The following is a 12,751-nucleotide window of genomic DNA, read 5'->3' on the forward strand; positions in this document are numbered from 1 at the left end:
GATCAGAGGGGCTAACGACCTACTCGATCACACTGCGGGCTGGGCGGGTCGGGCTTGTTGATTAAAGTCAAACAGCCCACAGACCGAGCGGGGCAGAATCGAGCTTCGCTCAATCGCTCAGGGACACGGCATGTCTGTTGAACCGCCCATTCCAGCTGTCCTCAACCCGCCTGTGCTTGAAGAAGCGCAACACTACAATCGCCCGGCGCTGTGGCTGACCTGGCTGCTGGGCGCGGCGATGTTTGCCACGGTGGTCGGCGTGGCGCTGCAGTTCACCGACGTCGAATCCTTCACCCGTTTACTCACCGAGGCCGAGCCCCTGTGGCTGGTGGGCGCCCTGGCCCTGCAAGCCTTGACCTATATGGCCCAGGGCCAGGTGTTTCGCGTGGTGCTCAAGGCCGGGGCGCAACCGCTGTCACTCTGGGAGGCGGGCAAGCTCAGCGTGATGAAGCTGTTTGTCGATCAGGCCCTGCCATCCTCCGGGATCAGCGGAGCCTTTGCGGTGGTGGCCTCGTTCGTGCGCCTGGGGTTCGCAAAGCCACTGGTGCTGGCAAGCCTGGTGCTGGATTTGTCCGGGTACTTCCTGGCGTATGCGCTGTCGGTGGGCGTGGCGTTGACGGTGGTGATCGTCCAGGGGCATGCGACGCCCGTGGTGATGACCGCGTGCCTGGTGTTCGTGGCGGCCAGCCTGATCATGGCCGTCGTCACGCCAAGGCTGGCCGGCAATCCGCACCTGGCGGTGCATATACCGGGGCAGCGCTTTGCGATTGTCGCCAGATCCGTTTCATTGCTGACGGGCGCGGACAGTCGGCTGGTGCGCAGCCACGGCCTGCTGTGGCGCATTACCTTGCTGGAGCTGGCGATCATCCTGCTGGACAGCGCCACGTTATGGGTACTGGTGCGCGCGCTGGGCGTTTCGGCGCCGCCGTTGGGGCTGTTTGCCGGTTTTATGCTGGCCAGCGTGCTGCGCAGCATCGGCATCGTGCCGGGCGGCCTGGGTGCCTTCGAAGCGGCGGCGGTGGTGACTCTGCATTGGGTGGGGGTGAACATTGCCGTGGCGCTGTCCGCCACCTTGTTGTTTCGCGGCCTGACATTCTGGATACCGATGCTGCCCGGCCTGTGGCTGGCCCATCGGGAATGGCAATCCAGCGCCAGGCACCCGGCGCGGCTGGTCAACGCCGATTACTGGAGCCCGCCAGTGAGCCAGGTGTTCAGCAGTGTGCACAGCTCGCCGCAAGGCTTGAGCCAGGCCCAGGCCGGCGTGCGGATGCGCGCCGCGCCGGTCCCGGCCAAGGCCCGGCCCCAGGGCGTGTTCAGGCTGGTGTTGGAGCAAATGCGCACGCCCCTGGTGCTGATTCTGATCGTCGGCGCGCTGGTCGCCGTGGCCGTGGGGGACTGGCTGGATGCGGCGATTGTCGGCTGCATCGTGCTGATCAGCGCGGTACTCAGCGCCTGGTATGAAAACCGCGCCAGCCATGCCGTGGAGCAACTACGGCGCAAGATCGCCTTGCGCGCCACCGTGCGTCGCGACGGCAAGGCGGTGGAGGTTGCCGCCAGCGACGTGGTGCCGGGGGATATTCTGCTGCTCAGCGCCGGCAGCCTGATCGCTGCGGATGGCCGCGTCCTGCAGGCGCTCGATTGCTTTATCGGCGAAAGCCTGCTCACGGGCGAAACCTTCCCGGTGGAAAAAACACCGGGCCAATGCGCCGCCGATGCCACCCTGGGGCAACGCCACAATTGCGTGTTCATGGGCACCTCGGTGCGCAGCGGCACCGCCGAGGTGTTGGTCACGCGCTATGCCCAGGAGAGCGAAATCGGGCGGATCGCCAAGACCCTGGCGCTGCGTCCGCCCGAAACCGAGTTCGAACGTGGCCTCAGGCGTTTCGGCGGCTTGCTGTTGCGGGTGATGCTGGTGATCACCATCGTGGTGTTCGGCATCAATATCTTGCTGCACCGCCCGGCGCTCGACACCCTGTTGTTTGCCATCGCATTGTCCATCGGCCTGTCGCCGGAGCTGTTGCCGGCGATCCTGAGCATCACCCTGTCCAAAGGCGCGCAACGCATGGCGGCCAAAGGGGTGATCGTGCGGCACCTCAATGCCATCGAAAACCTGGGGGCGATGGACATCCTGTGCACCGACAAGACCGGCACGTTGACCCGTGGCGTGGTGATTCTGGACGGTGCCATGGACACCGACGGCAAGGTCGATCCGGCTATTTTGCAGTTGGCGGTGTTCAACGCGAGTTTGCAGACCGGCATGCGCAATGCGATGGACGATGCCATCACCGTGGCCGGCAAAGACCTGGCGCCATGCCCCGGCGTGACCAAGTTCGATGAAGTGCCCTATGACTTCGTGCGCAAGCGCCTGAGCGTGGTACTGGCCAATGCGCCCGAGGCCAGCCGGTTGATGGTGACCAAGGGCGCGCTGGATAACGTGCTGGAGGTTTGCACTCAGGTGCGTCGAGGCGAACAGGCGTTGGCGCTGGGCCCGCAGGAACTGGCGGCGATCAGGCAGCGTTTCGCTGACTGGAGCGAGCAGGGCTTTCGCGTGCTCGGCCTGGCCACGCGGGTATTGCCGGACCAGCCCCACTATGGCCGCGAGGAAGAGCAGGGCATGACCTTTCGCGGCTTCCTGTTGTTCTTCGACCCGCCCGAGCCTGGGGTCAAGGACACCCTGGCCAGCCTCGCGCGGCTGGGCGTACAGGTGAAGATCATCAGCGGCGACAGCCACCTGGTCGCCCGCCACGTCGGCGAGGCCGTGGGCCTGCCCGTCGAGCGCATCATCACCGGCGCCGAACTGGCCACAATGAAAGACGGCGCCTTGATGCACCTGGCGCCGCTGACCACGCTGTTCGCCGAGGTCGACCCCAACCAGAAAGAACGCATCATCCGCGCCCTGCAAAAGACCGGGCATGTCGTCGGGTACATGGGCGACGGCATCAACGATGCGCCGGCGCTGCAAGTGGCCGATATCGGCATCTCGGTGGATAACGCCGCCGACGTGGCCAAGCAGGCCGCCGACTTCGTGCTGCTGGAACACGACCTGAACGTGCTGCGCGAAGGGATCGAGGAGGGCCGGCATACCTTCGCCAATACCTTGAAGTACATCTCGATCGTCTCCAGTGCTAATTTCGGCAACATGATCAGCATGGCCCTGGCGTCCCTGGTGTTGCCGTTCCTGCCGATGCTGGCCAAGCAAATCCTGCTCAACAACTTCCTGTCCGATATCCCGTCCATGGGGATTTCCAGTGACAACGTCGACCGCGAATGGGAAAACACCCCGCACCGCTGGAACATCACCGAGATCCGCAACTTCATGGTGGTGTTCGGGCTGGTCAGTTCGCTGTTCGATATCCTCACCTTCGCCGCCCTGTACCTGATGGCGGAAAAGGGCCCCGAGGTGTTCCGCAGCGGTTGGTTCGTGGAGTCGCTGCTGACCCAATTGCTGACCATCTTCATCGTGCGTACTTACCGACCGTTCTACAAAAGCCGCCCGGCGACGCTGCTGCTGCTCAGCGCTTCGACGATCGGCCTGCTGGCCGTCGCGTTGCCTTACAGTCCGCTGGCGGCTTGGTTCGGCCTGGTGCCATTGCCCTTGCCGATCCTGCTGACGGTACTGGCGATCAGCCTGGTCTACATGGCGGCGGCAGAAGGGGTTAAACGGGTCTTTTACCGGCGCCAGCGCTCGAGCCGCGCGAGTCCTGCGCCCGGTGCAGCGTGATGAACCGGGCGCCGGGGGTTATTGCTCGCGTGCCCAACGGATGGTCACGCTGCATTGGTTATCGTCATAGTGGTAGTGCGCCTGGCCTTTGTAGGCCGCCTCGAGCGCGTGCCCCAGGCAATTGGCAAGATGCACCCCGGTGGTGGTCACCGTCAGTTCATCCGCCGTGTCCGTCAGGTGGATGATGCGCTCCAACGCGTGCTCGGCCTTTTCCCTTTTTTCGATGTGCTCGAACAGGTGCACGATTTCACCGCGATGTTGGGGCCAGAAGCTGCCCGATACGGTCAACGTGCCGGCCGCGGCGTTGTCGGCAATGCGCCGGCAGGCGGGGCAGGTCACGCTCTGGGCGTTGGGGACCAGCGTGTTTTCGGGGTGGTTCCACGTCCAGTTGCCGGCCTGATACACCGCATCGCACTGCGGGCAGATGGCCGAACCCTCCACCTTGGGCAAGCAATAGGGATCATGGGCGGCATGCTTGAACAGTTTGTTTTTCTGGCTGTGCTGATATTTGTCCATGGTTGTTCTCCTGGCCGTCGAGGGCTGCGTGAATTGCACGCCTTGATTGGGCGCCGTTTTCGACTCGGCGCGTTGATTTTTGTCAACTCCCGTACGCCAGGCGACAGTCGGTGACGCCATCGCAGCGGCGCCCGTCAGGCCTGGGACTTTGTTGATAAAAGTCAAGGCTGGCGCTGCCACATCGGAGAAGCTGCACCTCTGATGCATGGCAGATCTGACAGGAGGGCTCCCCAATGGCTCACAGTAAAATCGTGTTTCGTGCGGCGGCTCGCGAAAAAATCCTCAGTGGCGCGACCCAATTGGCGGATGCCGTGCGCGTCACGCTGGGGCCCAAATCCAAGTCGGTGCTGATTCAGAACAGCTGGGGCAACCCGACGGTCTGCAACGACGGCGTGACCATTGCCAAACGCATTAATCTGCTGGACCCGGAGGAGAACCTCGGCGCGCAAATGTTGCGCCAGGCCGCCGAGCGCACCGGCGAGGCGGTCGGCGACGGCACCAGTACCTCGACGGTGCTGGCCCACGCGATCCTGGCCGATGGCATTCGCAATGTGGTGGCGGGGGCCAGCGCGATCGATCTCAAGCGTGGCCTGGACCGTGGCCTGGCCTTGGTGATCGCGGCGCTGGCGGCGCAGTCGCGGCCCGTCAGCACACCACGGGAAAAGGCCCAGGTCGCGACGCTGTCGGCACACAACGACAGCGTCATCGGCCAACTGGTGGCAGACGCCTTGGAAAAGGTCGGGGTTGAAGGCGTGGTCAGCGTCGAAGAGTCCAAGACCACCGAAACGGTGGTCGAGGTCATGGAAGGGATGCGCTTTGACCGCGGCTATGTCTCGCCGTATTTCGTTACCGACGCCGAGAAGATGCAGGTCGAGTTCGAGGATGCCTGGCTGCTGCTGTGTGACCATAAGATCGGCATCCTCAAAGACCTGCTGCCGTTGTTGGAACAGGTCGCCAAAAGCGGGCAGCCCCTGGTGCTGATCGCCGATGACATCGAAGGCGAGGCCTTGAGCACCCTGGTCGTCAACCACATACGGGGCGTGCTCAAAGCGGTGGCGATCAAGGCCCCCGGCTTCGGTGATCGACGCAAGGACATGCTTCAGGACATGGCCGTGTTGACGGGCGCCACCGTGGTCTCCACTGAACTGGGGATCGACCTCGAACAGGTGGAACTCAAGCAGTTGGGGCGGGCGCATCGGGTCGTGGTGCAAAAGGACAGCACCGCACTGATAGGCGGCGCCGGTACCCGCGAAGCCATCGATGCGCGCCTGCAACAGATTCGCGCGCAGATGGCGACCACCACCAGCGATTACGACCGCGAAAAACTCCAGGAACGCCTGGCCAGGCTGGCCGGTGGCGTGGCGGTGATCCGCGTGGGCGCGCCGTCCGAAGCCGAAATGAAGGCGCGCAAGGATGCCCTGGATGACGCCATCTCCGCGACCCGTGCGGCGATTACCGAAGGAATCGTGCCCGGCGGTGGGTTGGCGCTGCTCAAGGCGGTGCCGGCGATTGTCGCCGAGGAAGCCCGGCAGGAGGGCGATGTGCGCACCGGCCTGCAAATCCTGCGGCGCGCCCTGGAGGCGCCGACCCGGCTCATCGCGGAAAACTCGGCGGTGGACGCCGGCGTCGTCGTTGCACGCATGCTCGCCGAGCCCGGAAACACAGGCTTCGATGCGTCCACCAATACCTATGTCGACCTGTACGAAGCCGGCATCATCGACCCCACCAAAGTCGTGCGGATCGCCCTTGAGAATGCCGTTTCCGTTGCCAGCATCCTGCTCCTCACCGAAGCCAGCATCACCGATATCCCAGAACCGCCGGCGCCGGCCCCATCGCCGTATCCCGAGGGCTGAGCACGTGAAGAATCCTCTCCATCAAGGCATGCAACCATGAACCTGAACAAAGCCATTTCCGGTCGGCGCTCCACACGTGACTACACGGCTGCGCCCGTCGATGAAAAAGTCATTTTGCGTTTGATCGACGCCGCCACGCAGGCGCCGAGCGCCATGAACCAGCAACCGTGGACGTTCACCGTGATCCGCGACCAGGCACTGCTGGAGCGGATCTCCCGCGAGGCCAAGGCCTGCATGCTCGCCACCACGCCCGTGGGCTCGCACTCCAGCCACTTCCAGTCGTTGCTCAGCGACGACAGTTTTCAGATCTTCTACCACGCGCCGGTGCTGGTGCTGATCTCGGGCAATGCGTCCAGTCAGTGGATGGTCGAGGACTGCGCCCTGGCGGCCCAGAACCTGATGCTCGCGGCGTATGCCGAGGGCTTGGGCACCTGCTGGATCGGCTTCGCCCAAGGCTTTCTGAATACGCCGCAAGGCAAGCATATGCTCGGCCTGCCCGCCGAATGGATGCCCGTGGCGCCGATTATTGTCGGACATCCACTGTCGACGCCGGTGCCCGTCGCGCACAAGGCCCCGGAAATCCATTGGATAGGCTGACCGTCCACCGGCATGCACTGCTGGCATAAGACGCTTGCGTGCGGGTTTTTTGATGTGGATCAGAGACCCCGCCGCAGTGACTCCTATGCTCGACCTGACTCCCACCTGCGTTGAGATGAGTGCACATGAACAGACACCGCTTGATTGGCCGATGCTTGTTGGTCGCCGCCAGCGTTTTGCTGCTACCGGCCAGTGGCGCATTCGCCGGCACCATGATGTCGACGCCAGGTGGCATGTTCCATCACGCGGCGGATTTCGACTGGATCAAACACACCCAGCAGACCCTGGATGACCTCAAGGGCAAGCTCAATCTCAAGCCGGAGCAAATGCCTGCATGGGAGACGTGGTCCTCGGGGGTTCTCGCCGATGCCCACCAGCAAGAAAAGAGCAACGCCGCCGACACTGAAAGCGCGCCGGCCGAAAAAGTCCTGAAGGATGAAACGACGCCTGAACGAATGGCCAAAGGCATCGAGCGCCTGCGTACCCAGACTAACTGGATGCAGGCGCAACTGGTGCGCCTGGACGCGGCCCAGGCGCGCACGCAAACCTTCTACGACGCCCTGGACACCCAGCAGAAAACCATCTTCGACCTGTTCTGGACCGTGATGCATCACCGCTTCGCCGGCCAGGAAGGCTGGCAAATGCCGATGCACATGTCCGCGCCAAGTCAGCCGTAAACCGTCTTTTCGGTTCCAAGGGGTAAGCATCATGAACATCCATTCGGTCAAGCGTTGTGTGCTGACTGTGCTCATCCTGATGGCCACGGGGGTTGCATTGCCGGCCCATGCCGCGCCTCACGGCGGCGGGCATGGCGGTGGGCCGGGATGGTGGGGGATCGGGCTCGGCCTGGGTTTGGGTTGGGAGGCGGCGCGTATCGCCAACCCGTATTACTACCCGGCGTATCCGGTCTATTACTACCCCGCGCCGGTTTACAACTATTACCCGGCCAACCCGCCGGCGGTGGTGATCGAACCTGCGCCCGCTGCTGCAACGCCGCCGGCCCCATCGGTGCCCAATTGGTATTACTGCGATTCCGCCCGAGGCTATTACCCGACGGTACGTCAGTGTCCCGAAGCCTGGCGCCTCGTTCCCGCCACACCGCCTGGTCCCGTCCGCTGAGGGCGGGGGCTGTTTTTAATCTTTCCGGAGTCCAATCATGAGCCAATACACCTGTTTGTTACTGATCATCGACCCCGCCTTGCGCGATTCCCCGGCGATCACCCATGCGGCCGCCCTGGCCAGAGCCAGCGGCGCGACCTTGCATATCGTTGCGCTGGCAACGCGGTTGAAGATCTTTCCGTTGGTGCAGAAGGACGTGTGGGAAAAAGCCCAGGCCGCCTCCCTTCAGGGGCATCGCGACTGGTTGACGCAACAGGACAATAATCTTCAGGCGCTCGGGCTCAAAGTCACGACGCAGGTGGAGTGGGCCGACGACCTCAAGCAAAACATCCTGGATTACGTCGCGGAGATGAAGCCCGATCTGTTGATCAAACAAGTGCAGCAGGAGTCCGCACTGAAGCGCGCGTTCTTCACGCCGCTGGACTGGAAGTTGCTGCGCGAGAGTACGGTGCCGGTCTACCTGATCGGCGCGGCTGGCCATGCCTTGCCGCACATCATCGTGGCGGCGGTCGATGCGTCGGATACCCAGGCGACCAACGGCGACCTGAACGATCGCATCGTCGAACAGGCCAACGCCATGGCCCTGCAATGCGGCGCCGAGCTGCACTTACTGTATGCCTGCGATATCTCCGCGCTCTACATGACCGACATGGGGGGGCTGGCGGTAACCGATCTGATGGAGGACCTGCAGAGTACCGAGAAAGACCGGTTCTTCGAACTGGCCCAGCGCTATGGCGTGCCCCCGGATCGCCACCACTTCGTCCTGGGCAGTCCCGTCTCGGCATTGAGTCATTTCGCGATTCAGGAGGGAGTGGATGTGATCGTGATGGGCCGGGTTCGCTATCGCGGTCTGGAGAAGCTGCTGGGCAGCACCACCGAACACATCCTGTACCAGGTGCCGTGCAGCATTCTGGCGGTCTGATCCCGTGTCGTAGAACTGAGGTGAGCCATGACGCAAAGTCCTTCCTTGCAAACCCTCTGGCAGGACCGGTCGGTGGCCGGTCGAAGCCTGGTGGAACCGTTGCTCAAATATGCACGTCGACCCGAGGTCATCGTCCTGGCCTTGCCCCGTGGCGGCGTGCCGGTGGCTTATGAGGTGGCCACTGCGCTGCAGGTGCGCCTGGACTTGCTGGTGGTGCGCAAGCTCGGCGTGCCGTCCCAGCCGGAATTCGCCATGGGCGCGATTGCCAGTGGCGGTATCCAGATTCGCAACGAAGAGGTGCTGCGGGCGCATTCGATCGACGCCCACAGCTACGACGCGGTGGTCGCACGGGAAACCCAGGAGCTGGCGCGTCGCGAGCAGGTTTACCGGGGCGGTCGCGCGCCGCTGCACTTGAAGGACCAGGTGGTCATCCTGATCGATGATGGCCTGGCCACTGGCGCTTCGATGACCGCCGCGATCCACGCGGTGCAGTTGCAGGCGCCGGCGCGTGTCGTCGTGGCAGTGCCGGTTGCGCCGTTGGAGACGGTGGAAACCCTGCGCTGCATCGCCAATGAAGTGGTGTGCACGCTGATCCCCGAGTGGATGATGTCCATCGGCTACTGGTACGAGCATTTCCCCCAGACCACGGACGCCGAGGTCATCGACTTGCTGCACCAAGCCTGGCGGCGCGAATCCGCCGAGGCCGGCACGAGCGGCAGCTGATTGCGCTATACGCCGAACGGAAAGGTCTCGTCTTCCGGCTCCAGCGCCTGACTTTTCGGCAGCGGCAGGGCTGTCACCGGTTGCGTCTGCTCGATCCAGACCATGGCATCGAACTGGTCGGCCATGACTGCTTCGAAATAGTGGCTCTGGCGTTCGGTGTCGGGGCGGTAAATCACACCAATGGCGCGCTCCAGCAAGGTGCTGGACAGCGCGCTGCGCAGCTCGGTGCGCTGCGGGTCGCGCCAGTCGGTCAATGACGCCGGCACGCCGGCCTTGAGGAACTGCTGTTCCCAACTGGCCGGGAGGGAAGGGCGGATGTCCTTGATGAGCATCGCACCGTCCCAGTCATCGGCCGCCGCCACTTGGCCGCGATCGGTGCTCATGCCGATCAGCACCGCGTCGCGCCCGTAGGCACTGCGACACAGCTGGCCGATATTGAACTGACCCTTCCAGCCCATCTCCGTGGCGGCGGCATTGCCGATATGGGAGTTGTGCGCCCAGACCACGGCCTTTGCTTGTGGGCCGCGATGCTCCAGCAGCGCGCGCAGGGTGTCGAACATGTGCCGGTCGCGCAGGTTCCAGGACGCCGTCGAGCCGCGATAAATGGCGCGGTAATACTGTTCCGCCGCCTGCACCACCCGGGCGTTTTGCGTGGCATTGAAAAACCCTTCGTCATCCGCGATGAGCCCGGTCAATTGCTCGGCGAGCATGACGTGCAGTTGCTCGACCACCTGATGCTCGCAGGGCATCACGCCGTTGCGTTCGACGAAGTGACCATACAGGGCCGGATCGTCCTGCCAGGGCGTCAGGCAGCTGTAGCGCCGGCGTGCTTCCTTGGCCAGATGGGGGTCGACACCGTCCAGATACTGCAACACCTCATGAATCGAGTTGCGCAGGCTGTAGACGTCCAGGCCACGGAATTCGACGCGCGCTTCAGATGCGCGTTGATGATTGAAGCGGTGCAGCCAATCGGCAAAGGCCTTGACCTCGGCATTGCGCCACATCCACGTGGGGAAGCGGCTGAAGATATGGCGCTTCCAGGCCGACGGCGCCAACCCGCGCACATAGCGGTCGACATGCCCGGCATCTGGCCAGTCGGCTTCGACCGCCACCACGTTGAAGCCGTGCTGCTCGATCAAGCGCTGGGTAATGGCGGCGCGGGTTCGATAAAAATCATGGGTGCCATGGCTGGCCTCGCCGATCAGGACCACCCGCGCATCCCCATAGCGATCGAACAACTCACCAAAGGCCGGCGACTCCAGCGCCGGCAACGGCTCGGCATACTGGCGCAGGATCGGGGCGATGGCCGCTGTGCCCAGGCGCCGGGCGGCGCCATAACGTTTATCCAGCCAATCCTGCGAAGGTGTGTTCATGTGCATGGTCCCCATGGGTTTGGTTCATTCCTACACCCTGATCCAGGCGAATCATTGAGGTTTATCAATAAAGCCTGCACCGCCTTGGGCGAAGGTGTCAGAACCCGATAGGCGCCGGCCCGCGCCGCGGATCAGCGAGGCATGAGACATGAGAGGCGCTATCAACCGCTCCCAGTTAACGCTTGCCCTGTGCGTGGTGGCCCTGATGGGCTGCTCCCACACCAGCGACCGGGCATCGCAGAAGATCTCGACCATGCCCGCGCTTGCCCTGGTCGATAACGTGTGCGCGCTGTGCCACGGGCTGACGGGGGAGTCGGTTTCGCCGACGTTTCCGAAGTTGGCCGGTCAGCAAAAAGACTATCTGAAGGCGCAGTTGACGGAGTTCAAAAACCATTCGCGCATGAGCAAAGCCGCCACCGAATACATGTGGGGCTTTACCCATTTGACTGACACGCAGATCGCTGAGTTGGCGGACTATTTTGCCGCGCAACCGCCCATGCAAGCACTGGCCGAAGCCCCCGATGTGCGGGGTGAACTGATCTTTCGCCGTGGCGTGCCCGACGCCGGCATCGCCCAGTGCAGCGCCTGCCACGGCGCGCAAGGGCAGGGCCAGGGCCTGACACCGCGCGTGGCGGGTCAGCACGCGGCCTATATGGTCAGCCAGCTCAAGGTTTTTCAACAGGCCGACCTGCGTCTGCGCGGCGACCTGACCAGCGAGATCGCGCACACCCTGTCCGATGCCGATGCCGAATCGGTTGCGCAGTACATGGCGACCCTGGGGCGCGCGCCTTGAAACCCATGAGCGGCGGCTGAGTGGTGGATGTTTGACAAAGATCAGAGCCTGCCACCCCCGGCGCCGGATACTTGAACGGCAGCAGGCTCTTTCCTGTTGTGACTCTCAAGGAGAATACCCATGAATAAGCGCTTATCCGTTGTCCTGCTCAGTGTCCTTCTGGCGTTGTCGGCCGGTTGCAGCAGCAAACACACCAAGGAAGTCGATGCCCGCCTGGACTCCGCCCAAAGCAATGCCTTGTCGGCAAAGGCCAGGGCTGACGAAGCGTATGCGAAAGCGGAACAGGCGGCGGCAGCAGCCAGTCAGGCACAAAGCACAGCCGACCAGGCCAACGATCGCGCGAGCCGGATGCTCGAAAAGGCTACACGCAAGTAGTGAGCGGTTGCAGCACCCGGCACATTGTCGGGTTTGCTGCATGACGTGGCCCATGGGCCCTGCGTGAGGGCACGTGCTTGCGATCCTCGGCGTCGTGGGCGCTATGTGCCCAGGCTTACTAGGCTGAGCACAACAACCTTGACCTCCATTTCGGCGTTGTACTGGAAGACCGTCTCGATATTTTTAGCTGTGCTCGGAAGATGATATGTATCCCAGCCCCCAGTCATCCCGAGTACTGGCATTTTGAAGGGCGCTTTTGACGCTAACGGTTCGCCGTAATGAGATCGTACCCAAGCTTGATTCATTCGACGTTGAAGCCGGTACGGCAAGCTTCCTGCGTAGGCTGAGCCAGTGTCGGATACTTTATGCAAATAGATATAGAGAGACTCAAGGTGCTGACTGGCTGAAAACCCCAGGTCTATACCGGGTGCGGGCGATATAGACGATTGTTCATCTCCCTCAAACATACCTTTGGGTGGCCCGCCTGGAAGATACATCCCAGACGCTATTAGCTCGGGGTAAGTGCGACCAAGGCTTTTAACCAGGTCATCAATCATTGCTGCGTTCATATCAATACCAGCCCTGTTCCTGATGAAGGTTATGTAGATTGGTGCGTGCGGTTTCAATCTGCTCGTCGGTAAAGCCTTCCTCGAGTAGGTAAGGCCTTATCGCATCGAGGTTGGAATCCACGGCGGCACGTAGGTCATTGGCTACCCTCGTTGGCATCGCCAAAGTCCTGGTCGGCGGCTTGACCGGCGT

Annotated in this window: 13 protein-coding genes; 9 read left to right on the forward strand and 4 right to left on the reverse strand. The window is 62.9% G+C overall.

What is annotated here, in order from left to right; translation table 11 throughout:
- Nucleotides 1-130 precede the first annotated feature (130 nt).
- Nucleotides 131-3,721: a magnesium-translocating P-type ATPase gene (gene mgtA / locus BLR63_RS07590; protein WP_010562923.1), complete on the forward strand. Its 3,591-nt coding sequence runs from the start codon at nt 131-133 to the stop codon at nt 3,719-3,721.
- 18 nt (nt 3,722-3,739) lie between these two features.
- Here mgtA and BLR63_RS07595 read toward each other — a convergent pair whose 3' ends face one another.
- A complete protein-coding gene (locus BLR63_RS07595) occupies nt 3,740-4,237 on the reverse strand; it encodes a BCAM0308 family protein (RefSeq protein WP_010562922.1) in 498 nt (165 codons plus the stop codon).
- A 233-nt stretch (nt 4,238-4,470) separates the two neighbouring features.
- Between BLR63_RS07595 and groL the strand changes: the two genes are divergently transcribed.
- The 6 genes from groL (at nt 4,471) to BLR63_RS07625 (ending at nt 9,451) form a co-directional block, all read left to right on the forward strand.
- Entirely contained in the window at nt 4,471-6,090 is a 1,620-nt protein-coding gene (groL, locus tag BLR63_RS07600) for a chaperonin GroEL (protein ID WP_010562921.1), read from the forward strand.
- Between the two features lie 36 nt (nt 6,091-6,126).
- On the forward strand, nt 6,127-6,687 hold the full coding sequence (locus tag BLR63_RS07605; protein ID WP_010562920.1) for a nitroreductase family protein: 561 nt from the start codon (nt 6,127-6,129) through the stop codon (nt 6,685-6,687).
- A gap of 125 nt (nt 6,688-6,812) precedes the next feature.
- Complete coding sequence (locus BLR63_RS07610) at nt 6,813-7,364, forward strand: Spy/CpxP family protein refolding chaperone (protein WP_010562919.1); 552 nt, start codon at nt 6,813-6,815, stop codon at nt 7,362-7,364.
- Nucleotides 7,365-7,395: 31 nt separating this feature from the next.
- Nucleotides 7,396-7,806, forward strand: coding sequence for a hypothetical protein (locus BLR63_RS07615; protein WP_010562918.1), 411 nt, complete (start codon nt 7,396-7,398; stop codon nt 7,804-7,806).
- Nucleotides 7,807-7,843: 37 nt separating this feature from the next.
- Nucleotides 7,844-8,728 (forward strand): universal stress protein, encoded by an 885-nt coding sequence (locus BLR63_RS07620; protein ID WP_010562917.1) that lies wholly within the window; start codon nt 7,844-7,846, stop codon nt 8,726-8,728.
- Nucleotides 8,729-8,755: 27 nt separating this feature from the next.
- The gene (locus BLR63_RS07625) at nt 8,756-9,451 is read left to right on the forward strand and encodes a phosphoribosyltransferase (protein ID WP_010562916.1); all 696 of its coding nucleotides are present in this window, start codon (nt 8,756-8,758) and stop codon (nt 9,449-9,451) included.
- 5 nt (nt 9,452-9,456) lie between these two features.
- On the opposite strand, the gene BLR63_RS07630 is transcribed toward BLR63_RS07625, so the two are convergent.
- The gene (locus tag BLR63_RS07630; RefSeq protein WP_042946435.1) at nt 9,457-10,824 is read right to left on the reverse strand and encodes an erythromycin esterase family protein; all 1,368 of its coding nucleotides are present in this window, start codon (nt 10,822-10,824) and stop codon (nt 9,457-9,459) included.
- A gap of 148 nt (nt 10,825-10,972) precedes the next feature.
- Between BLR63_RS07630 and BLR63_RS07635 the strand changes: the two genes are divergently transcribed.
- Together BLR63_RS07635 and BLR63_RS07640 are read left to right on the forward strand one after the other, a co-directional pair.
- Entirely contained in the window at nt 10,973-11,617 is a 645-nt protein-coding gene (locus BLR63_RS07635; protein ID WP_042946406.1) for a c-type cytochrome, read from the forward strand.
- Nucleotides 11,618-11,737: 120 nt separating this feature from the next.
- Nucleotides 11,738-11,992 carry an Lpp/OprI family alanine-zipper lipoprotein gene (locus BLR63_RS07640; RefSeq protein WP_010562912.1) on the forward strand — a complete coding sequence of 85 codons (255 nt, stop codon included), beginning with the start codon at nt 11,738-11,740 and terminating at the stop codon, nt 11,990-11,992.
- A 101-nt stretch (nt 11,993-12,093) separates the two neighbouring features.
- Here the strand turns inward: BLR63_RS07640 and BLR63_RS31795 are convergent, their stop codons facing one another.
- Nucleotides 12,094-12,561 carry a DUF6392 family protein gene (locus BLR63_RS31795; protein ID WP_010562911.1) on the reverse strand — a complete coding sequence of 156 codons (468 nt, stop codon included), beginning with the start codon at nt 12,559-12,561 and terminating at the stop codon, nt 12,094-12,096.
- 1 nt (nt 12,562) lies between these two features.
- The gene (locus tag BLR63_RS31095) at nt 12,563-12,718 is read right to left on the reverse strand and encodes a hypothetical protein (protein WP_010562910.1); all 156 of its coding nucleotides are present in this window, start codon (nt 12,716-12,718) and stop codon (nt 12,563-12,565) included.
- Between the last annotated feature and the right edge of the window lie 33 nt (nt 12,719-12,751).

It is taken from the genome of Pseudomonas extremaustralis, assembly GCF_900102035.1.
GTDB lineage: Bacteria > Pseudomonadota > Gammaproteobacteria > Pseudomonadales > Pseudomonadaceae > Aquipseudomonas > Aquipseudomonas extremaustralis.